This is a genomic window from Paenibacillus algorifonticola, assembly GCF_000971975.1.
GTDB lineage: Bacteria > Bacillota > Bacilli > Paenibacillales > Paenibacillaceae > Pristimantibacillus > Pristimantibacillus algorifonticola.
Window position 1 is genome coordinate 167083 of the sequence record NZ_LAQO01000001.1, and the last position, 21734, is coordinate 188816.

Consider the following 21734-nt stretch of genomic DNA (forward strand, 5'->3'; position numbering starts at 1 on the left):
GTTTTCTCAATAGGCAATTTCAAAAACTCTTAATATTAATTTTCATAACTGCCCATCTCTAGCTAAACTTCCAAGCCAATAAACGATCCAAACACTTCATTGCCGAGCAATACGCCTTTATCCGTTAGCCTATAGCCCGCACCACGCTCATCCTCCAGACGCTCCATCAAGCCGTCATTCAAATGCTTATCAATAATCGGGCCAAAATAGCTTTCCAGCGTCTTCCCGTCAAACTGGCGGGTAAAATCAGCTGTACGAATGCCATCGAGCAGACGGAGGCCGACCATCATAAAGTCCTCCATCGCCTCAAGCTCGGAAATCGTCTCCGTATCAAGCCGCGGCAAGCGCGACAGCGTAGCGTCAATATAAGGCTGTACCCCTTTAATATTAACATGGCGCTCGCGGTTTGCGTACCCATGAGCACCGGCTCCGAGTCCGTAATATGGCTCGTTGCGCCAGTACGTTGAATTATGTTTGCTCTCATAGCCCGGGCGGGCAAAATTGCTTATTTCATAATGCTGATAGCCGCCAGCTTTAAGCTGCTCAATCAGCAGCAAATACATATTTAAATCCTCATCCTCTGTCGGCAGCGGCAGCTCATTGCGCTCATACAGCTTGTGGAACAACGTGTTTTCCTCCACTTTAAGGCTGTACAGCGAATAATGCGGCAGCTCGAGCGCCAGCGCCTTCTGCACACTGTCAGCCAGCAGCTCAACCGTCTGCCCTGGCAGGCCAAACATCAGATCGATCGATAAATTCGTAAACCCTGCGGCTCTTGCATTCTCCAAGCTGCGATACACATCCTCGACATTGTGAATGCGTCCAATACGCTCCAGCAGCGTGTTATTAAACGATTGCACGCCAAAGCTGATCCGGTTCACTCCACCTGCATACATCGCCGCCAGCTTGTCAGCATCCGTCGTACCTGGATTTGCCTCCATAGAAAACTCGACATCTGGTGACAGCGGAAAATGCTTGCGGACGGCAGCGAGAAATCGCTCCATCTGCGGCGGTGTAAGCACCGTCGGCGTACCTCCGCCTACGAATACCGTATCGATGCGCTCAGGCGGCAGCACGCTGATCGTCCGCTCCATTTCGCGCTCCAGCGCATCCAAATAATCATCCACAGGCTGGCCTTTCAGCACATAGGACGTAAAATCGCAGTAATGGCACTTATTCGTACAAAAAGGGATATGAATATAAAGCGCTCGCGGCGCGTGATGAATCGTCATGCTGTACACCTGCTTTCCTGCGGCAAGCTCTCTTCAAGCGCCAGTCCGTCATAGTGCGGCTGACTTCTTGCCTCTATCATGATAAAAAGGAGAGCCCCCGGCTCTCCTTCTCCCTCTAGCTTTCGTCGATCTTGAGCACAGCCATGAACGCTTCCTGCGGCACCTCAACGCTGCCGACCTGCTTCATGCGCTTCTTGCCCTCTTTTTGCTTCTCAAGCAGCTTGCGCTTCCGGCTAATGTCGCCGCCGTAACATTTGGCAAGTACGTTTTTACGCATCGCCTTAACCGTTTCACGGGCAATAACCTTGGTACCCAGCGATGCCTGAATCGGAACCTCAAACATTTGACGCGGGATAAGCTCCTTCATCTTCTGGCAAATAATCCGTCCGCGGAAGAACGCCCGGTCGCGGTGAACGATAACTGACAGCGCATCGACCTGTTCGCCATTCAGCATAATATCCATTTTCACAAGGTTGGACTTGCGATAGCCGGACACTTCATAGTCGAACGAAGCATAACCTTTCGTGCTTGATTTCAACTGGTCGAAGAAATCATATACAATTTCCGAAAGCGGAATTTCATACGTAATCGTGACGCGGTTCGTATCCAAATATTCCATGTTAACGAATTCGCCGCGTTTGTTCTGGCACAGCTCCATAATCGCGCCGACATAATCATTCGGTACGATAATTCCTGCTTTTACATAAGGCTCCTCGATAAAATCAAGCTTGCCCTGCTCTGGCAGGTTAGATGGATTGTCGATACTCATGACCGTTCCATCTGTCAGCGTCACCTGATAAATAACACTCGGTGCCGTCGTAATAAGCGGAATGTTGAACTCGCGCTCAATACGCTCCTGAATAATTTCCATATGCAGAAGGCCCAAGAAGCCGCAGCGGAAGCCAAAGCCTAGCGCTGTCGACGTTTCCGGCTCGTAGCGCAGCGAAGCATCATTCAGTTCCAGCTTCTCAAGCGCTTCGCGCAAGTCGTTATAATCCTGTGTTTCGATCGGATAAAGCCCGCAGAATACCATTGGATTGATCCGGCGGTAGCCCGGAAGTGCTTCCGGTGCTGGACGCTTCGCTTCGGTTACGGTATCGCCGACACGCGTGTCTTTTACATTTTTGATACCAGCAACGACAAAGCCTACATCACCGACAGCCAGTTCGTCTACAATGCCCATACGCGGCATGAACGCCCCAACCTCGATAACCTCAAACTCAGCGCCAGTCGCCATAAAACGGATTTTCTTGCCCGCTTTGATACTGCCGTCAATAACTCGGACGTAAACGATAACGCCTTTATACGCATCATAGTGAGAGTCGAAAATCAGCGCTTTAAGCGGCTGATCAGGATCACCTGTAGGAGCCGGAACCTTTGCAACGACCTGCTCCAAAATTTCCTTAATGCCAATGCCTGCCTTCGCCGAGGCATGAACCGCCTCGCTCGCATCCAGCCCGATAACATCTTCAATCTCCTGCTTAACGCGATCTGGCTCTGCGCTTGGCAGGTCGATTTTATTGATGACAGGAAGAATTTCGAGGTTGTTGTCGAGTGCCAAATAAACATTGGCAAGCGTCTGCGCCTCAATCCCTTGCGCGGCGTCTACAACGAGCAGCGCGCCTTCGCAAGCAGCAAGGCTGCGGGAAACTTCATATGTAAAATCGACGTGTCCAGGCGTATCAATCAAATTGAGCAAATATTCCACGCCGTCATCCGCCTTATAGGTCAGACGAACAGCCTGCAGCTTAATTGTAATTCCGCGCTCCCGCTCCAAATCCATTTGGTCCAGCACCTGAGCTTGCATTTCACGCGAAGAAAGCGCTCCGGTGTATTCCAAAATGCGATCCGCAAGCGTAGACTTCCCGTGATCAATATGCGCGATAATCGAGAAGTTTCTAATTTTCTTTTGTCGGTCACGTACGTCAGCCATGCCTAACCCCCACACCATCCATTATTGCTAATCATTCTTTCCATTATATCAGCAATGGAGAGCGCCAGCAATGCGGTTGCCGAAATTCCGGCAGAGCGCCTTCGTTAATTCGTCACCTTTTCAAACAAATCCACAATAAACTCCATGCTTCCGGTCGAAAAAGATTGCAGCAAGCCCGCCGTGCCATCCGCCAGCTTATTGACGGAAGGCTCCTGATTTTCATAAGGCATGCCCGGCAGCCGATCGTCATACAGCGCATTTTGCTCAGCAAGCTTCCGCACCTCGGCCAGCTCCTTCTCCAGCTCGGATATTTTGCGCGAAGCGGCATCCGACATGCCGGCAATCGCCTGCGTTTCAGGTACAGTTGTTCCACTGCCGCCTTCTTCTGGGCCTTGCCCAATGATCGCATCTACCGGAATGACAGAGGAAGCCCCGGTCTCCTCAATCGGCCCGTAAATCCGTTCAATGCCCGAGGAGGACATTTCAATGCCATACAATATAACAAAAACGAGTACCCCGCCGATGATTGCCCATTTAAACGCATCACGCCGCTTTCTCATACTGCACACCATCCTTTCTACTCTCGATTCGCCAATTAGCTTTGTGAAGCTGTAACCTTCTCATCCTGCCAATAGATATCCGCGATCACTTTAGCCAGCACATCTGCGGTGCGATACGACTCTACCAGCGTATTGTCTACACCGCCGACCTCAATCAGCACGCTGTCAGAGGCGAGCGATTGATTGTATTCCCCGTTGCCTGTGGCAGCTGTTTTGCCCCATATTCCCCTTGAAATGCCCGGATACTGCTTCTCCAGCGCTTCATGAATTTGAGTTGCAAACGCCTCGTTTTCTTTCCAGTTCGGATTTTTATGGCCGATGATAAAATAAACCTGCGCGTAGCTTTTGCCCTTAATCTCGGTCGTCGTATATTTGCGTTTCTGCGAATCGCGATGCAGATCGAATAGAAACTTCAAATCCTTGCTGCTAGCCAGCGCCTCTTTTACCGTCTTCATTGAATATTTGTAAGACAGCTCCCATTTGTAATTTTTCATTGCGGTCGGATAATCGGTTTCTGAATGCAAGGCGCCTACCCCTCGCTGCTCCAACTGCTCCGCAAGCCGCTTACCGACCAGCGTAATATTCGTTGTGCTGGAATTCGGGTCCTTGGCACCATCCTTCAATTCCGGGTACCACGATTCCCGATTATGAGAATGATAGATGAATGCGACCTTGGCTTCTCCCGTCGATGGCTTCGTATTGCCGCTGCCGCTTTGTCCCGGCTTGTCCCCGGGGTCTACAGTGCTTGGCGGAAGCGACGGCTGCGGCTCAACAATTGGTTGTTCGCCTGTCGCTCCTTCTTCTGTATGCGAAGGAATCGGCTCATTATCCTCAGGCCCAACTGCGGTATCTGTTCCGCTGCCTTTGCGAATGAGAAAAGAATCTCCGGCACTCATGCCGGGAATGCCTGCTGCTAGCAGGCTTTTGGGCTGGGTAGGATTAATATCCGTCATCAGCCTGACTAGAAAAGCGCTGACCTGCGGCACAGACAGCTCGTCCGCCTGATTGCTGCCCTGATAGGCGGGCAATTCCATTTCCAGCATATCCCCGAACAAACCGCTTGATACTGCCGCTGCAAAACCTTTCATCGAAGACACTGGCGCAGCTGACGCTTGTCGCTGGGCAACTGCCGCAATGCCTATAATGACGAAAAAAATCATCGAACATAAAGAAAGAACAGCGAATGTTCTTCCTGTGACCAGCAATTGCCGAATTTTCCGGCTTCCATACGCCAAATCGAGCAGCATGATTTTTCGTTTCATCGTTTCGCTTACCTCCCAGTTCTGTGCTCCAACTGTCCTGCTGCTATTAATCTATGAACGAGTAGGCGTTAGTAGAACCGACCTCAACCTCATTTTTAATATAATGGGCTGCTAGATTTAGAGTGAAAGAGGCATGCTTAATAGACAGAGTATTTAAGAAGTTACATAAAAAAAGCCGCCATACTACGCCTATGTGTTGAAGGCATAGTATGGCAGCTTGCTGTTAATGGGTATAGGCGGCCACATTATCGGTATCAACCGCATCATGCAGCGAAGCATTTAGCCCACTCGCAATAATGTTGGCGATATCCTCGATGAACTGGTCAATCTCCTTCGGCGTGACGAGCAAATCATGGCCGAGCGGATGAAGCACCTCTTTGACGAGCTGCAGCCGCTCCTGCTCCTCCAACTGGTTCATGATTCCAAATACCTGATTGCTGTCGCCCTTGTTCGTTTCAATGTGCTGGCGCATCAGCTCGAGTGTATTATTCACGATTGTGGAAGCATATACCACGGTCGGAACTCCAATGGCAATGACCGGGATTCCCAAAATCTCCTTCGTCAGCCCTTTGCGCTTATTACCGATGCCAGAGCCGGGATGAATGCCGGTATCGGCAATTTGAATCGTCGTATTCACCCGTTCCACCGCTTTAGACGCAAGCGCATCAATGGCAATAATGACATCCGGCTTCGTCCGCTCAGCAATGCCTTGAATAATATCGCTGGACTCAATGCCGGTAATGCCTAGAACGCCAGGTGCAATAGCACTGACCGCACGATAGCCAGGTGCAACCTGATCGGGCATCAGCTCAAAAAAATGGCGGGTCACCATTACGTTCTCTACGACAATCGGCCCCAATGCATCCGGCGTCACATTCCAGTTGCCAAGTCCGACAATGAGAACCCGTGCCGTCTTGCCAACACCGATGCGTTCAAGAAAAGTCTCAAAATGCTTGGCGAACATCGTCGCAACCCGGTTCTGAAGCTCCGTATCTTGCGTACGCAGACCCGGAACCTCCAGCGTGACGTAATGGCCCTGCATTTTGCCAATCGCTGCTGCACCCTGCTCATCTTGGACATGAAGGCTTGTAATGACGATGCCATCCTCTTCTTGACGCTCGGAGTGGATGCCCGGAATGACGCCACCCGACTGCTCGGCCATTTCTTTTGCTTCCAGCGCCAAATCTGTTCGAACGTTATATGCTTGCAAATCAAGTTGTCCCACCGCATACCCTTCTTCCTTGAAAAAATAAATGCTTTCTGCCGTTAGTGTTAGCAAGCATTTGGTTTTCATGCGTGCTATTGCTTTTTGGGTATACGCGTGATAATATATTTTAAGTTGTGTTATCCAGAATTATAGCGTATGCTAAAGATTGCCTGTGCATATTTCGTAGGAGGTGAAACTCGATGCCAAACATTAAATCCGCAATTAAACGCGTCAAAACGAGCGAAAAACGCCGCGCTTTGAACGCTTCCCAAAAATCCGCGCTTCGTACGGCTGTTAAATCTGCTGACCAAGCTATCGCCGGCACTGATGTAACTGTTGCTAAAACAGCTCTAATCGCTGCGACGAAAAAATTGGACAAGGCGGTTACTAAAGGCCTGATTCATAAAAATGCGGCTGCCCGCAAAAAATCTCGTCTTGCTAAAAAGCTTAACGCTCTTTCGGCGCAAGCTTAAACCGTCCTTGAACATACAAAGAAGCTGTCTTCCGGTTATCCGGTTGACAGCTTTTTTGTGTATATTATGATGCGGCCTCTAGACTAAGCCATTCTCTTCTCTACGCCAAGCGATAATAAATAAAGCTCAAGGCCGAAGTTTTTATCCATTTGCCCCGTCTTCATCTTGTAATCCAGATCAGCAATAGAGGACAGCAATGCCCCCAGCCGTGACGTTGAAAACTTCCGGCACTTCTCCGCAGCCAGCTTGACCGCATAAGGATGGAGTCCCAATTGTCCGGCCATTTGCTGCGGCGAATAGCGATGCTGCTCCAGCTCTTTAATTTGGAGCATAATGCGCAGCTGCCGTGCAATCAACGCCGCAATTTTTATCGGCTCCTCGCGTCTGATGAGCAATTGTCTATACAATCGCAGCGACCTGTCCACCTGCAGTTCCGCAATCGCATCAACCAATGCGAATACATCTTCTTCGACAGTCGACACCGTCAACAGCTCCACTTCCTTGCGTCCAATCTGACCGCCAACACCTGCGTGCAGACAGAGCTTGTCCACTTCAAGTGCCAACTGCTGCATATGAGCTCCGACCCGTGACAGAAGCAGCTCAGCCGCCTCTGTGTCCAGCGTGCGTTTCTGTTCAGCAGCCCGGCGGATGGCCCAGCCCTTCAACTCGGAAGCATCCAGCTCTTGGAAAGCGATGAGCGCATTGCGATCCTTCAACTGCTTGACGAGCTTGCGCCGTTCATCCAGCTTCTCCGCGTGAACCAGAAACAGGATGACCGTTGTTTCTGAAGGGTTCTCTATATATTGCTGCAAGCGGTCAGTGCGATGCTCCAGCTTGCCTCCCTCTTTCCCGCCAGCCGCAAATACGGCGGCATCCCTGACGATGACCAGCTTGCGCTCAACGAAGAAGGGCAGCGTCTCCGCTTCTAGCACAGCCTCATCCAGCACACTTTCCGCTGTATCGAATTTGACGATGCCCAGCTCCCGCTCATCAGCAGTAAACATCGCATCCGCAAGCGTATCGGCAAACTGCTGAATCCGGTAGCGGTCCTTGCCGAATACGACATATATAGGGCGGAATCGCTTGCCCTTAATTTCCTTCAATGCTTCTTTCCCATCCAAAGGTTATTCCTCCCTTTCTTCTCCTGTGAACGGCAACAAAGGGATGAGCCCGGTTCGGCTTCATCCCTTTGTCCCTGAACATCTATATAAACATCAGCAGAAAGATCCATGGCTTCTCCTTCTGCTGATGGTCATACGACGATCAAGGCTTTCACGTCGCATCTTCTCTCCACTCTTTACAATACGCAGCAAGAGCGGGAAGTGTGCATACACCTGTAGACATTCAACTAAAATTAATGTGTCGCTTTTTCATCCTTGAGCGTATTCAGATCAACCGCATATTTTTCAATGCCGCCTGACTCCAGATGAATTTCATAATTTAATATCTTATTGTCCTCCGACCAGCTCAAATTGGCGATCTGGCCGTTTTTGCGCGAGGTTTCAAGCAGTAGCTTATGGTCGCTTGCCTCATAAATCTTAAGGACATAACCAACGACCTCAGCCGAATAAACGCCGTCTGCAGAAACCACTGCGACTGGTGCGAGAGGAGCTTTCTCCGGTTCTCCTGAAAGGCTTTCCAATGTTCTGCTATTGTCTTCAGTAGGAGACTGAGAAATGCTTGTGTCTGTGCCTGTATCAGGATTTTCCTTGTTGGAGTCAGGAGCAGTGAGGCCAGAAGCTGAACCAACATCAGAAGCTCCCAATTCGCTACTGCTGCCGCCTGCAACGCCGCCACCATCTTGTTCTGATACAATTCCACCTTGTTCTGTTACATTCGTTTTAAGACTCATGCCCGTATCAAGCGATTCTGATTTTACTTCGCTCGAAGCCTGTGGGTCAGTAGCCACAAATTGCTTGAGCTCTGACGTGTCGTAATTTGCCATCGGGCTGTCAGCAGCAGTAGCGCTTGCTTCCGCCTGGCTCATGTCATTGTTTGAATGCGACCCATTAAACCAGCCTGCGTTATAGGAAATGATAAATGTGCCAGCTACAAGGCAAGCCGCAATGACGCCTGTGAGTTGCCGGAGTCTCGACGAAGCGCCGCGCGCCGGCGACTTCCTCCGCTTAGGCATTGCCGCCTCTTGCGGCTCCACAACAGAGCCAGCCGCTTCGAATGAAAGCTGCTCCAATTGAGGCATAATAGCATCCACAAGGCTGTAGCTTGGCGTTACATGAGGCAGATTTTCCAATTCCGCAGACAAAGTTTTCAGCCGCTCAAACATTGCTGCGCAGTCCGGACATTGCTTGAAATGGTTTGTCATGGTTGCTTTCTCGTATTCATCAAGGTCGCCGTCAAGCTCCCTTTGCATATATTCCATCACCTCTTGACAGTTCATCCCCGGACACCACCTTTCTGATAATCATGTAGTAACGTTTGAAGCTGCTGTCTGGCTCTGAATAAATAGGATTTAACTGTGTTTAGGGGCAAATCCAGAGACTCAGCTATTTCATTGTAGGAAAAATCCTGCAAGTATCGAAGTACAACAACAGCGCGGTGATGATCGGGAAGCTGGTCAATAGCGCTACGGATGTCTTGAGCTGCGTAAGCGGACAAAACCTCATCCTCTACATTTTGCTTCTCGTGAAACACCATATCATGCTCATCAATGGACACTGTTGGTTTGTTTCTTCTAAACTTGTCAATGCAGATATTCGTTACAATGCGTTGAATCCATGTTTTAAATTGGGCTTTTTCTTCGTAAGAGCCGATTTTGGTATAAATGCGAATGAGTGCCTCCTGCGCCGCATCCATTGCATCCTGTTCGTTGTTTACTATATAGTAGGCTGTCCGATAAACATGTGTTTCAATCTCTCGCAATAGAGTAATCAATGCATCGCGATCTCCCGACTGAGCGGCTCTAATAAGGCCAGGCTCCACCACGAAGGATCCCCCTCTCTTGCAACCTCTCTGACGAGCAGGTTACGTAAAATGTTGCAAACCTTCGTACAATTTCACTTTTTATTTTAGCCACATGGCCCATATTCCGATTTAAACATGCGTACTCCACACTCAAGAATATCAAAAAAAGCAAGCAGCGTATATAGCAACTTCATGACTGCATGGACCTAGTCCGTTTTTCTCGTTAATTCGAGTGCCTTCTCCAGAAACGCATAGAAGGTGAGATTTATTTTGCCAAAGCGCACTTCGCAGCATTCAGCCGGAAAGAAATCCTTTCCCTCCTCGATACATGCCCTGAGCTTGTCCAAAATGTTTTCGATGCTCTCACTATCGAGCTTCAGCATTAGTCCCGATTGTGCGTAATGGAGACTTTCTTCGTCGTTAACCTGTGCAAGCCTCAGCTCTTTCACTTTTTTACTGTTAATTTGTGCGGCTTCACTCAAAGCAATTGCCGCTTCCTCTCCTGTAAGCGTTAGACGGAAAGCTTCACAAAGCTCTCTTGCACCCTTTATATCAAATCGGATATCGATGGCATGTTTGCCAGCTCTATTTATTTTTATCATCGGATTCACACTTCCTTGCTCTGATATCCTGCCGCAGCTTATCTCCATTTTACAGGATCATTTCAAAGAAGCCTACACCGTGATCCACTCAGCTGTTCTTTAGCTAAATATGTGTATGAAGGAAACGTATAGTATAGCTTGATTCATGCGCTAAAGATAAGCAAAAAGCTGCTAAGACATGCTGCTATTTTAGGGTGTGTATGCCAACGGAGTAGGCCCACTGCTCCTTGCTTGGCGCTTATTCGAGGTCAACGTCCTCTGATGATTCAAGGCTGGGAAACCACCGCATGCGATTGCTGCCGAGATTACTGTGGCTGAGAACACGCAGCTCGGACGCGCGCTCCTTTTTTGGAGAACTGAGGTTCCGCTATTTTGGCTTTTGATCCGATTACAGGCTGTAAGCGGACAGGAAATCCGTTATCGCCCTCATTATCGCGGCAAAATGGCCATTTGCAGCACATTAGCGGCTCCTGAGTCCGAAGCCTGTGCCTTAACCCATGATCCTGTTATAATAGCGGCAGCTGTGTCCACCAAGTCTATCTTTGTGCAGGGAGTAAATCCCTGAAACGAAGAGCATGAAGGTGCCTTTCGGTACGTATGTTTACATTCATGAGGGGGGGACATTCCCGGTAGGAGAGGTAACACGTTTGACGCTAAATTCGATCTGGATCTGGCTCACTTACGTTTGCATACATACCCTAATTTATATGCTCTTTATTTTTTTCATTCTCCTATTTTTGATTGCGTTTATTATCCGCGAAAATCAATTACCCTTATTCATCGTTCTGACCTGCAGCATCTCCAATGCCGCCCGATATTCAATTTCACCATCCTGATCCGTTCGGCGCACCTCGGTACCAGCCGCCTTCAATCGTTCCAATACATCGCCGTGAGGATGACCATAGCTGTTTGTCGCACCTGCGGAAATCGCCGCACTAAGCGGATGCCAGCGTTCCAGCCAATTGGCGGCGGTTGAATAACGGCTTCCATGATGTGCGACTTTAAGCACATCGACTTTGGCGCAGCAAGCCGCATATAAAACTGGATTTTCATCCATAAGCGCCAGCAAACGCTCCTCCGTCTCAAACCCGATGTCTCCCGTCAGCAGAAAAGTATAATTCCGCATCGTCAAATAAAGGACAACACTCGCTTCGTTCTGCTCCTCGATCTCCTTGATTTCCATGTTGGAAATGCTGCTCCGTTCCGCGTGGACAACAGCAGGGGGCCATAGAACGGTCAGCTTTGTGCCCTTGCCCATTTCCCACTCCTGCCCCGCCTCAGCCCGGTACAAAGGTATCTCATGCTGGACCGCATAGGCCAGCAATTCCTCCGCATCAGGCGAATGCTTGATACTACCGTTCCATAGCAGCCCTTTGACTGGGATTGAATCCATAACCGCTTTAAGTCCCTTAATATGATCACTGTCCAAATGGGAGACGATGAGCAGATCAAGCTGATGGACTCCGCGCTTCATTAGCAGCGGAGCAATGACCTTTTTGCCTACCTCAAAAGGGTCCTTTCGCACTCTCCATTCCTCTCCCGCCTTGCGGAAAGAAACCGTTCCGCCCCCGTCGATCAGCAAATGCTTCCCTTCCGGCGTCCTGACATAAATAGCGTCTCCCTGCCCAATATCCAGCACATGGACGCGGCCGTCACGATCAAATAAATCAGGATAATAGGCGAAAAATAGCAGCGTTAGCAGCAGGAGAATGGCTGAAAACAGGCTGCCAGGGAAAAGAAGCGCCTTCGCAGATGATGCACTCGGAAAGCCGGTAAATCCGCCAGAAGATTTGCCGACTGCAATGAGGCCGCCCGTTCTATGTACGGATGAAAGCTCCTGAAGCGGCTGCGTTTCCAGCTCGCTGTTTTCGCGACCAGCAGCAGGGTTGCCATGCTCTAACTCTGGCTCCTGCTCAGGGGAGACTGGGAGCTGGCGCACTGGAAGTGCGCGGAATAACAGCGCTAAGGCGCCATACCAAGCCGCAATCCACCATAGCGGGGGAGTCGCCCAAATCGTGCGGAATAAATCTGCTTTTGCAAGCTGGTCAACGAGCCAAAATGTCCAGTCATTGGCGTAGACGCTCGCCCATGCGAGCAGCTTGCCGCCTGCTGGCCAAGCCATATGAATAAACAGCGCAGCTCCTCCTAGCGGCATAATAATAAAGCTGATAAATGGCACGAGCAGCAAATTCGCCGGGAGCGACAGCAAATGGAATTGGTTGAAGTAATAAATGGAAACCGGAAACGATACAGCCTGCGCCACGACGCTGACGGCAATCAAATCGAGCAGCGCTTTTCCCCGCTTCCAGTCAGGCATGGCGCGCCTTACAGGAGGGACACCAAGAATGAGGCCTAGCGTCACGATAAAGGAAAGCTGGAAGCTGACATTTTCCAAATAAAAAGGATTACACGCCAGCATGATGACGGCAGCGGCCGCCAAAATATGCAAGCCATCCTTTAGCTTGTGCATACGCGCAGCCAGCAAGCCAAGCATGCCCATCACGCCGGCCCTTACAACCGAAGGCGAAGCGCCGCTGAGCAGCACATAGAAGGGCACGGCAAAAACGAGCGTCAGCAGCAGGCGCTCCCGCGTCATGCGGCAAAGCCGTAAAATCAGGCCCAGCGCATAGAGGAATACCGCGACGTGCAGGCCTGATATGGCGAGTATATGCGTTAAGCCGAGACGAGCGAATTGCTGCATGAGGGAGGGATCAAGATCATCCGTGATCCCGAGGACCAGTCCTTGCATGTAGCCGGCTTGCATGCCCGGGTACATGCTCGACAGCCGTGCTGCAAGCCAGGCGCGCACGGCGTCGACGCGGCCGAGCAGCGCGGCCGCGGTCCATGGCGGGCCAGGCGCGATGTCGATCGCGCCTGTGCCCGTAGCTTGAATCAGCCAGTGGATATTCTGGCTGCTCAAGTAGCGGCGGTAGTCGAAGCCGCCGCGATTAGCCGGGCCAGCGGGCTGCGCCAGCTGGCCCTTAACGTCAACGACGTCGCCGCGCCGCCAAGCAGCGGCGACCTCCTGCTGCGGCTGCTCTTCGAGCCGCAGCTGCACAAGCATCCGCTCGCCGCCAAGCTGGCGCGGCGAGCCAAACCCCGCTACGCTGGCGGCATCCACCGCCAGCTCAAAGCTAGCCCGGTCGCCGTCGATCTCGACGACCGACACAACCGTCCCGGACGCTTCAATCGCTAGCGCAGCGTCCGCCCCTTGCGCCTCTGCGGCGCGCAGCACGTCCAGCAGGCCAGTCACGTTGCGGGCGTCCGCCCACATCCGTTCCCCAGCTGCAAGGACGAAGCCGACTACACATACGGCTGCCAGCTTTCGCGTCAGCCGCCCCGACAAAACCAGCGCCAGGGCGGCAACCGCCACACCGCCCGCCGCCAGCGCAGCTCCTGCGCCGCTCAACCTCGCGCCGCTTGCGCAGCCTGCCACAAAACATACCGCGAACCAAAGCAGCGGTCTTCTATTCATTTTCGATCACCTCTCCATTCTGACTTGAACACGACTTCATTTTCATGCAAGCAAACTCAGGCCACCAAGCGTAAACGGCTGACACCGTCCTCTGGCGGCAAAAGCTCGTTTCGCGGTGAAATATAAGTCATTTATAAGCTCAAACTTATAAATTCATATATTTGCAAAAAAAAGCACCTCTTATCGCATGCGATAAGAGGTGCTTCCTCTCTAAATAAATGGCTATTTTTTGTCCTTAGTATTGCTCTTGGTTTTGCTCTTGCTCTTTTGAGTTGCTGTTTCTATATTCTATTGCTGTTTCTATCTCTGTTCTTATCTCTGTTCTTATCTCTATTTGTATCCATTAATATTCATTATTCCAACTTCCCGTACCCGCGTGAAAAATCAAGAAATAACTGACATTCCCGCCTGCGGCGGCGGTTCATAGCCTTCCAGAAAACGAAAAGCAATGCCTTTGTGCCCCATCAGCGTCACAACCTTCTCGCTGTCTTTCGGGTAACCGCGGTGATAGACAACCTCTTTAATCCCGCTGTTCGCGAGCATATTAGCGCAAGTCCAGCAGGGCTGGTCTGTCACATATACCGTCGAGCCTTCACGGTCAGCGCGATCCGTGAACAGCAGCAAATTTTGCTCCGCGTGGATCGTGCGAATGCAGCGCTGCTTTTTAATCATCTGCTCCTCGCCGTTCTCCTGCTTGATTTCCCACTCTTCTGCAATCATGCAGCCCGCTTCCGAGCAATCCTGCACGCCCATAGGAGCGCCATTATATGCGGTGCCAAGCAGCTTTTTACCCTGCACCAGTACAGCCCCCACATGCCGCCTTGGGCAGCGTGAGCGTGTTGATACCATATAAGCGATGTCCATAAAATACGTATCCCAGTCTTTACGTTCCACGTCTTGACCTACTATTGCCATTGTTTCAACTTCCTCCTTGATGCTCTTTCAAAATATCGCTATCCTGCTGCCTGTTATTTTCTCACACTTAAGGATTGGCGACAATGCTGTCTTTCATGCCTTGCAGCAGCTTGGGGCCAATTCCTTTCACTCGCTGCAAATCATCAACCGATGTAAAACGCCCATTTTTCTCCCGATTTTCAACAATCGCTTTAGCTTTCGCCGGTCCGATTCCTTTCAACCCATCAAGCTCCTGAGCAGTTGCCCGGTTAATATCCAGCTTGCCCGAATCCGTCGAAGACGACGCTTCACCCAGCCCACTCTGTGCCGCTTCAACAGCACCGCTCCCGTTATTTGCACTCGATTCAGGCGGGCGGAGCCCAGCATTTCCATTTCCACTCCCACTGCTAGTTCCATCACCAGCTGCCGCTGAACCTCCAGCGTCGGCGCTCACTCCACCCTGCTCCGTCTTCCCAGCACCATCCAGTCCGGATGAGTTGGTTCCTTCTGCTGCACCACTAGCAGCAGAAGGCATCTCCCCACTCCCGTTTTGCCCATCTCCTCCGCCGCTTGAGGACGGTTTTCCATTACTGCCATTTGTCGCTGTATGACCCTGCTGTCCTTCTGCATCTGCCCACTTCCCTAAGCCGCTTCCCCCTCCAACACCGTTCTTCACCTCAGGAGAGCTGGGTTCACTGCCCTGCTCTGGCGGCAATGCCGCTTCCACAGCCGCATTTAGCGTCGTCCAGCCGCTCGGAGCCTGCTCCTTCGGCATAAACATAGCAACCCCGAGCAGCCCACAAGCAAGCAGCAAACAAACCGCCATAAACGTCCGCTTAACATCCGGGCTTTTCCCATATCGTTTCTCCTTTGCTCGTTCCCACATCCTTTATCCACACCTTTCACTATGAATGACAGCTCCAAAAAAGATGAAAATCGTTGACATAACTGCCAAGTTGTCAGGAATACGGTAGAAGAACAGGTAAACTGCGAATAGGCTTACTTCGCCTTAAAGCCTGTTCCATTCGGAAAATCAACTCAGATAACAAAGTGATTCATATCAGACCGCCGCAAGGTCGCTTCCATTTCACAACCTCACAACGAAGGAGGCCATCTCATGAAAGTTGGATTTATTGGAACGGGAACGATGGGCAGTCTGCTCGTTGAAGCATTAATTGCTTCTGGAGCACTGGAATCCGATCAAATTACCATCAGCAACCGTACTTTCTCCAAAGCGCAGGCACTTGCTGACCGCTATCCCGGGCTTCAAGCAGAAGCCAGCAATGCCCGTGCCGCATACGGCAAGGATATTGTATTTCTTTGTATTAAGCCGCATGAATTTAAAAAGGTTGTCGACGACATTTCCTCCGTCATCCGGCCTGAGCAACTGCTCGTTTCGATTACAAGCCCGGTTCTGCTCTCACACCTTGAGGAAGTATTGCCCTGCAAAGTAGCCAAAGTCATTCCCAGCATTACGAATCAAGTATGGAGCGGCGCTTCCTTATGTATTTATGGCTCCCGCATCCAGAGCGGGGACAAGGAACGGCTCGAATCGCTGCTCGCCTTTATTAGCGAGCCGCTGCAAATTGATGAAGCCTATACACGAGTCGTCTCCGACCTATCAAGCTGCGGTCCGGCGTTTATTTCCTGTCTGCTGGAGCAGTTCGTCGATGCAGCGGTTGAAGAGACGGGCATTGACCGCGCGGAAGCGCTCAAGGTGGCAAGCGCCATGCTGCTCGGAACAGGACTGCTCTTGACCGAGGGAGGCCTTACTCCAGCTGATGTGCAGGCCCGGGTAGCCGTACCCGGAGGCATCACAGCACAGGCGCTGAAATTGCTTCGCCGTGAGACCGATGATGTATTCAACCGGCTTATTCGCACGACGCATGCCAAATTCCATGAGGACGTCGCCAAAGTTTCCGTATCTTTCTACGGCGAAGAGGTGAACGGTCAATAGCTGTTCTTCAGCTAATTGACCGTTCACCTCTTCATGTGGCTAACGTTTAATTGGCAACGATGTTAACGATTTTACCTTTTACAGCTACGACCTTGCGGATGGTTTTGCCTGCGATAAGCTCCTGCACCTTATCTTGCTCCTTCGCAAGACGTTCCATTTCGGCTTCATCCGTGTCTGCCGCTATCGACAAGCGTTCAATGATTTTGCCATTAACTTGAACGACGATTTCAACCTCTTGGTCTACCGTCCAAGCCTCTTCCCATACCGGCCAGGACTCGTACGTAATCGTCCCTGTTCCGCCCAGCTTCTCCCACAGCTCTTCCGCAATATGCGGTGCAAGCGGGGACAGCATTTTCACAAAATCAGCCATCGCTTCGCGCGGCAGCACTTCGGTTTTATAAGCTTCATTGACAAAAATCATCAACTGGCTGATTGCCGTATTAAAACGCAGATGCTCAAAGTCATCGGTTACTTTTTTGATCGTACGGTGCCATGTACGCTTGAACGCTTCAGTCGTTTCACCGTCCGAAATTTTCGCACTCAAGCTGCCATCGTCACCGATGAACAAACGCCATACACGGCTAAGGAAACGGAAGGCTCCTTCTACGCCGTTCGTGTTCCAAGGCTTTGTCGCTTCCAGCGGGCCCATGAACATTTCATACAAACGCAGCGTATCTCCGCCGAATTCCGATACAATTTCATCGGGGTTGATGACATTTCCGCGGGATTTGGACATTTTCTCATTGTTTGTGCCCAAAATCATCCCTTGGTTAACGAGCTTATGGAAAGGCTCCTTCGTCTCAACTACGCCCAGATCATACAATACTTTATGCCAGAAGCGCGCATACAGCAGGTGAAGCACAGCATGCTCCGCTCCGCCGATATACAGGTCAACCGGCAGCCACTCGCGCTGCTTCTCCGGTGAACAAATTTCCTTGTCGTTTTTCGGATCGATAAAGCGCAGGTAGTACCAGCAGCTGCCCGCCCATTGCGGCATCGTGTTCGTCTCGCGGCGTGCTTTCATGCCCGTTTCCGGATCAATTGTATTGACCCATTCCGTTACATTCGCAAGCGGCGATTCCCCTGTGCCCGAAGGCTTAATTGCATCCACATCAGGCAGCAGCAGCGGAAGCTGGTCTTCTGGAACAGGCTTCATTGTGCCATCCTCCAGATGCAAAATCGGAATCGGCTCTCCCCAATAACGCTGGCGGCTGAACAGCCAATCGCGAAGGCGGTACGTCACTTTGCCATGCCCGCTTCCTTTTTCTTCGAGGAAGCTGATCATTTTCGCAATCGCTTCTTCATTATTAAGCCCATTCAGCAAATCGGAATTTACGTGTACGCCGTCGCCGGTATAGGCTTCTTTGGAAATATCTCCGCCTTGCACGACTTCCACAATCGGCAATCCGAACTGTGTTGCGAATTCCCAGTCACGTGTATCATGGCCTGGAACAGCCATAATTGCACCTGTGCCGTAGCCTGCCAGTACATAATCGGCAATCCAGATTGGCGTTTTCTCGCCATTGACCGGATTAATCGCATAAGCACCGGTGAACACGCCGGATTTTTCCTTCGCCAGATCGGTACGCTCCAAATCGCTCTTGCGGGAAGCTGTCAGCTGATAAGCCTCAATAGCTGCCTGTTGATCCGCTGTCGTAATTTGGGCAACCAGCTCATGCTCAGGCGCAAGCACGCAATAAGTGGCACCGAACAAAGTATCCGGACGCGTCGTGAACACGACAAGGTTTGCATCATGGCCCTCAATAGCAAACGTCACTTCGGCGCCTGTAGACTTGCCGATCCAGTTGCGCTGCATATCCTTGATGCTTTCCGTCCAATCAAGCTCCTCCAGATCCTCCAGCAGGCGCTCCGCATATTCGGTAATTTTCAGTACCCATTGGCGCATTGGCTTGCGTACGACAGGATGATTTCCGCGTTCGCTTAGACCGTCAATTACTTCCTCGTTGGCAAGCACAGTTCCCAGCGCTTCGCACCAGTTGACCGGAACTTCAGCTACATAAGCAAGTCCTTTGTTGTACAGCTGGATGAAAATCCACTGCGTCCATTTATAATAATCCGGGTCAGTCGTACTGAACTCGCGATCCCAGTCGTAGGAAAAGCCGAGCGATTTGATTTGACGGCGGAAGTTGTCGATATTTTTAAATGTAATTTCACGTGGATGCTGCCCGGTATCCAGTGCATGCTGCTCAGCAGGAAGGCCAAATGCATCCCAGCCCATCGGGTGCAGGACGTTAAAGCCGCGCAGACGCTTGTAACGCGACACGATATCCGTTGCCGTATAACCTTCCGGATGACCTACGTGCAGGCCTGAACCGGACGGATAAGGGAACATATCGAGCGCATAAAATTTCGGTTTGCCCGCTTCTTCCTTCGTAGCGAACGTCTTGTTCTCATCCCAATATTTTTGCCATTTCGGCTCTACTATCAGCGGATTATAGCCTTGCGGTTGCTGATCTTGACTCATGAATGTTTCCTCCTTAAGCTTGGTAAAGCAAAATTTCAGCGGCTTCCAAGCAAAAAAGCTCCCGCCCCTAGCGTATGATCGCTAGGGACGAGAGCTGTCTCCCGTGGTACCACCCTAGTTAGCCCCCGGACATGCTTTGCCGAGTGCTCACTTGTTGCCTTTAACGCAGGCCATACGGTACGCTTGCGCGCACAGCTCCAAGGTGAGATTCATATCGCTGCAGGTCCGGCTTGCACCATCCGCCGGCTCTCTAAGCCATGCCCCGCGATACTACTGCTCCTCATCAACGCCAAATGTGACATTTTAAGAATTAGTTCCGATTATAATGAAGCTTTGGCGCGATGTCAAGAGATAGCCCTCATATAAATTCCCTTTTTATTCCAAAACACTCACTTCTTGCATCCCTAAATGAACGATGCGTGAACGGCAGTCATTTTTTGCGATGAAAAGCGTTTCTCCTTGAGAACTAAACCCGTAAGCAATCGGTATGGCCAGCTCACTATCTCGATATTTGCCGTCCGCATGGCTGGTTCCAATCAGAAAGGCACTGCTGGCTATTGCCGTTTGACGGGCAAGCGCCGTCCACTCCTCGAATTGCTCCTCGCTGAACATGCCGACGCCTATGGGATGAACGAGCAGATCAGCTCCTTGAGCCTCCTCTCCTTTCACCCCTTGCAGAACTAACTCGTCGCATAAAATATGTCCTATCTTCATGCCGCTCGCTTCCACGCATAATGTATCGCTATATTTCATGCGATCCAGCAAAATACGGCCGCTTCCATCAATAATAATAGCTCTGTCCTTGGGCTGCTCATTCAGTCGCCGATGGCCACCGATTAATAATTTATTGAACTGGTGGGCAAGATGGCAAGCCTGCTTTACATTTTCGTTCAAATAACCTTCTGGAAATAAAATCGCATCCGCCTCCGGATGCTTAACAAGCTCTTCTTCCAATTGAACTAGCCCCGACTCCAACTTAGGCTGCATAATCAACAGCTTCATAAGCTCTCCCCTTTGTTTATATTCATCGCTATGCTATCACATCATGAAAGCATAACAAACCTATACAAGCGAAAAAGCCGCTCTCATTTATCCATGGCATTTGCCCCAAGGAGGGGTATAATAGGAGCAGCAAGCTTTTGCAACCCATTACTATTTTCGGAGGAATCGTTATGATGCGTTTTGTAAGCAACAAACATATAACAGACCCTGCGCTTAATTTGGCGCTGGAAGAATATATTTTACGGTCGCTGCCGCCGGAGGACGATTATTTACTGTTTTATATTAATGAGCCTTCCATTATTATCGGCAAAAACCAAAATACGATGGAAGAAATCAACCCGCGCTACGTGGAGGAAAATAAAATCCATGTTGTACGCCGGCTGTCTGGCGGCGGAGCCGTTTATCATGACGAAGGGAATTTGAATTTCAGCTTCATCATGAGCGACGACGGCCAATCGTTCCATAACTTCAAAAAATTCACCGAACCGGTCGTGAAGGCACTAGCCGAGCTTGGCGTTCAGGCCGAGCTTACAGGGCGTAACGATATTCAAGTAGGCGAACGAAAAATTTCTGGCAACGCACAGTTTTCGGCGCGGGGCAGGATGTTCAGCCATGGCACCTTGCTGTTTGATTCCGAAATCGAAAATGTCGTATCAGCTTTAAAAGCAAATCCCGAAAAATATGTGTCGAAAGCGACAAAATCGATTCGCAGCCGCGTGGCCAACATTTCCGAGTTTCTGGCAGCGCCAATCACGATTGAAGTCTTCCGCCAAAGCGTGCTTGCTTCCATTTTTGAAGGCAGTGATGAAATTCCTTACTACGAGCTGTCTGAGGAACAATGGGCAGATGTCCGCGAACTGGCACAGACGCGATATCGCAGCTGGGATTGGAATTATGGCAGATCGCCAGCATTCAATACACGCCAAACGAAGCGGATAGAAGGAGCTGGAACGTTCGATGTGCGCCTGCAAGTTGAAGAAGGCCTTATTGCAGATGCTGCCGTATACGGCGATTTCTTCGGTCGTGGCGAGAGCAGCGAATTTGCAAAGCAGCTCATTGGTCAGCGTTACGAAGCTGCTGCACTAGGCAAGCTGCTGGATGAGATCGATTTAGGCTATTATTTCGGCAAAGTGACGAAGAACGACTTAATGGGCTTGATTTTCGAATAAAAGCAAACAGCGCCCCGGCTTTCACTTATAAGAGAGCCCGGGGCGCTTTTTATTTCACACGGTAGGATGGAAGCATCAATAGGTTCGTTGAATTCCTCTTTTAAGATTTGTAAGCTTCCGGAAGCAAACAAGGATACCATAACCAAGTACAACAGCAGCGCTGTTCATGAGAATATCATCGATGTCGAAGCTGCCTCGTCTCGTAAGCATTTGCAGCACTTCCAGCAGTGTTATAAATAGCATAAACGACAGCAGCGTCTTGCCCAGCCGCCAGCGAAAAACGATCGGCAATGCGAGGCCAAATGGCACAAATACGGCAATGTTGCCGACCATATTAATGATCCAGTCCCACAAGTGTATATGATGAAAGTTCGTTACATACAGCTTGATGGTCGAAAAAGGAATGATATTATATCGGAGCTCCGCACTGCTTCTCGCCTGCCTGCCAAAGCCAAAAAACATCGCATAAATGAGCCATATCGTATAAACGAAAATAAGAGCGGCTGTCACTTTTCGTGCAAAGGAACCGGAATTTCCGCCTGCCTGCTTCAACGTAATCGC

The 21734-nt window shown here is 50.5% G+C and carries 18 protein-coding genes and 1 other annotated feature; of the genes, 3 read left to right on the plus strand and 15 right to left on the minus strand.

The features are described 5' to 3' along the window. Positions 1 to 62 precede the first annotated feature (62 nt). From hemW to gpr, 5 genes are all read right to left on the minus strand, one after another. The gene (hemW, locus tag WH37_RS07505; protein ID WP_143088410.1) at positions 63 to 1232 is read right to left on the minus strand and encodes a radical SAM family heme chaperone HemW; all 1170 of its coding nucleotides are present in this window, start codon (positions 1230 to 1232) and stop codon (positions 63 to 65) included. A 115-nt stretch (positions 1233 to 1347) separates the two neighbouring features. Further along, complete coding sequence (gene lepA, locus WH37_RS07510) at positions 1348 to 3165, minus strand: translation elongation factor 4 (protein WP_046229936.1); 1818 nt, start codon at positions 3163 to 3165, stop codon at positions 1348 to 1350. Between the two features lie 104 nt (positions 3166 to 3269). Next, positions 3270 to 3725, minus strand: a complete 456-nt coding sequence (locus tag WH37_RS07515) for a hypothetical protein (protein ID WP_046229937.1) — start codon at positions 3723 to 3725, stop codon at positions 3270 to 3272. 35 nt (positions 3726 to 3760) lie between these two features. After that, positions 3761 to 4987, minus strand: a complete 1227-nt coding sequence (gene spoIIP / locus WH37_RS07520) for a stage II sporulation protein P (RefSeq protein ID WP_046229938.1) — start codon at positions 4985 to 4987, stop codon at positions 3761 to 3763. 223 nt (positions 4988 to 5210) lie between these two features. After that, entirely contained in the window at positions 5211 to 6212 is a 1002-nt protein-coding gene (gpr, locus tag WH37_RS07525; protein WP_074904690.1) for a GPR endopeptidase, read from the minus strand. Between the two features lie 182 nt (positions 6213 to 6394). Between gpr and rpsT the strand changes: the two genes are divergently transcribed. Then, complete coding sequence (gene rpsT, locus WH37_RS07530; protein ID WP_046229939.1) at positions 6395 to 6667, plus strand: 30S ribosomal protein S20; 273 nt, start codon at positions 6395 to 6397, stop codon at positions 6665 to 6667. A gap of 83 nt (positions 6668 to 6750) precedes the next feature. Here rpsT and holA read toward each other — a convergent pair whose 3' ends face one another. From holA to WH37_RS33415, 7 genes are all read right to left on the minus strand, one after another. Then, complete coding sequence (gene holA / locus WH37_RS07535; RefSeq protein WP_046229940.1) at positions 6751 to 7788, minus strand: DNA polymerase III subunit delta; 1038 nt, start codon at positions 7786 to 7788, stop codon at positions 6751 to 6753. Between the two features lie 233 nt (positions 7789 to 8021). Then, the gene (locus WH37_RS33410) at positions 8022 to 9065 is read right to left on the minus strand and encodes an anti-sigma factor family protein (protein ID WP_052736863.1); all 1044 of its coding nucleotides are present in this window, start codon (positions 9063 to 9065) and stop codon (positions 8022 to 8024) included. Next, on the minus strand, positions 9062 to 9610 hold the full coding sequence (locus WH37_RS07545; RefSeq protein ID WP_046229941.1) for an RNA polymerase sigma factor: 549 nt from the start codon (positions 9608 to 9610) through the stop codon (positions 9062 to 9064). The genes WH37_RS33410 and WH37_RS07545 overlap by 4 nt, the downstream gene beginning before the upstream one ends. A gap of 185 nt (positions 9611 to 9795) precedes the next feature. Further along, positions 9796 to 10191, minus strand: a complete 396-nt coding sequence (locus WH37_RS07550) for a hypothetical protein (protein ID WP_046229942.1) — start codon at positions 10189 to 10191, stop codon at positions 9796 to 9798. A 763-nt stretch (positions 10192 to 10954) separates the two neighbouring features. Next, positions 10955 to 13666: a ComEC/Rec2 family competence protein gene (locus tag WH37_RS07555; RefSeq protein ID WP_046229943.1), complete on the minus strand. Its 2712-nt coding sequence runs from the start codon at positions 13664 to 13666 to the stop codon at positions 10955 to 10957. 384 nt (positions 13667 to 14050) lie between these two features. Continuing rightward, positions 14051 to 14581, minus strand: a complete 531-nt coding sequence (locus WH37_RS07560; protein WP_046229944.1) for a deoxycytidylate deaminase — start codon at positions 14579 to 14581, stop codon at positions 14051 to 14053. 67 nt (positions 14582 to 14648) lie between these two features. Beyond that, positions 14649 to 15446 carry a ComEA family DNA-binding protein gene (locus tag WH37_RS33415; protein WP_052736864.1) on the minus strand — a complete coding sequence of 266 codons (798 nt, stop codon included), beginning with the start codon at positions 15444 to 15446 and terminating at the stop codon, positions 14649 to 14651. A 231-nt stretch (positions 15447 to 15677) separates the two neighbouring features. Between WH37_RS33415 and comER the strand changes: the two genes are divergently transcribed. Beyond that, positions 15678 to 16517 carry a late competence protein ComER gene (gene comER / locus WH37_RS07570; RefSeq protein WP_046229945.1) on the plus strand — a complete coding sequence of 280 codons (840 nt, stop codon included), beginning with the start codon at positions 15678 to 15680 and terminating at the stop codon, positions 16515 to 16517. Positions 16518 to 16563: 46 nt separating this feature from the next. Here comER and leuS read toward each other — a convergent pair whose 3' ends face one another. Then, positions 16564 to 19002, minus strand: coding sequence for a leucine--tRNA ligase (gene leuS / locus WH37_RS07575; RefSeq protein ID WP_046229946.1), 2439 nt, complete (start codon positions 19000 to 19002; stop codon positions 16564 to 16566). An 80-nt stretch (positions 19003 to 19082) separates the two neighbouring features. Continuing rightward, positions 19083 to 19298, minus strand: a binding site (T-box leader). A gap of 79 nt (positions 19299 to 19377) precedes the next feature. Next, complete coding sequence (locus WH37_RS07580) at positions 19378 to 20004, minus strand: carbon-nitrogen hydrolase family protein (protein ID WP_046229947.1); 627 nt, start codon at positions 20002 to 20004, stop codon at positions 19378 to 19380. A gap of 173 nt (positions 20005 to 20177) precedes the next feature. Here WH37_RS07580 and WH37_RS07585 point away from each other — a divergent pair, with 173 nt between their 5' ends. Next, positions 20178 to 21173 (plus strand): lipoate--protein ligase, encoded by a 996-nt coding sequence (locus WH37_RS07585; RefSeq protein ID WP_046230309.1) that lies wholly within the window; start codon positions 20178 to 20180, stop codon positions 21171 to 21173. 75 nt (positions 21174 to 21248) lie between these two features. Here the strand turns inward: WH37_RS07585 and WH37_RS07590 are convergent, their stop codons facing one another. Beyond that, entirely contained in the window at positions 21249 to 21725 is a 477-nt protein-coding gene (locus WH37_RS07590; protein ID WP_052736865.1) for a VanZ family protein, read from the minus strand. Positions 21726 to 21734 lie beyond the last annotated feature (9 nt).

Excerpts from the sequence above, each read along its gene's own strand:
- hemW (WP_143088410.1), bottom strand. The coding sequence starts at position 1,232 with ATGACGATTCATCACGCGCCGCGAGCGCTTTATATTCATATCCCTTTT.
- lepA (WP_046229936.1), bottom strand. The coding sequence starts at position 3,165 with ATGGCTGACGTACGTGACCGACAAAAGAAAATTAGAAACTTCTCGATT.
- WH37_RS07515 (WP_046229937.1), bottom strand. The coding sequence starts at position 3,725 with ATGAGAAAGCGGCGTGATGCGTTTAAATGGGCAATCATCGGCGGGGTA.
- spoIIP (WP_046229938.1), bottom strand. The coding sequence starts at position 4,987 with ATGAAACGAAAAATCATGCTGCTCGATTTGGCGTATGGAAGCCGGAAA.
- rpsT (WP_046229939.1), top strand. The coding sequence starts at position 6,395 with ATGCCAAACATTAAATCCGCAATTAAACGCGTCAAAACGAGCGAAAAA.
- WH37_RS33410 (WP_052736863.1), bottom strand. The coding sequence starts at position 9,065 with ATGAACTGTCAAGAGGTGATGGAATATATGCAAAGGGAGCTTGACGGC.
- WH37_RS07550 (WP_046229942.1), bottom strand. The coding sequence starts at position 10,191 with ATGATAAAAATAAATAGAGCTGGCAAACATGCCATCGATATCCGATTT.
- WH37_RS07555 (WP_046229943.1), bottom strand. The coding sequence starts at position 13,666 with ATGAATAGAAGACCGCTGCTTTGGTTCGCGGTATGTTTTGTGGCAGGC.
- WH37_RS07560 (WP_046229944.1), bottom strand. The coding sequence starts at position 14,581 with ATGGCAATAGTAGGTCAAGACGTGGAACGTAAAGACTGGGATACGTAT.
- WH37_RS33415 (WP_052736864.1), bottom strand. The coding sequence starts at position 15,446 with ATGTGGGAACGAGCAAAGGAGAAACGATATGGGAAAAGCCCGGATGTT.
- comER (WP_046229945.1), top strand. The coding sequence starts at position 15,678 with ATGAAAGTTGGATTTATTGGAACGGGAACGATGGGCAGTCTGCTCGTT.
- leuS (WP_046229946.1), bottom strand. The coding sequence starts at position 19,002 with ATGAGTCAAGATCAGCAACCGCAAGGCTATAATCCGCTGATAGTAGAG.
- WH37_RS07580 (WP_046229947.1), bottom strand. The coding sequence starts at position 20,004 with ATGAAGCTGTTGATTATGCAGCCTAAGTTGGAGTCGGGGCTAGTTCAA.
- WH37_RS07585 (WP_046230309.1), top strand. The coding sequence starts at position 20,178 with ATGCGTTTTGTAAGCAACAAACATATAACAGACCCTGCGCTTAATTTG.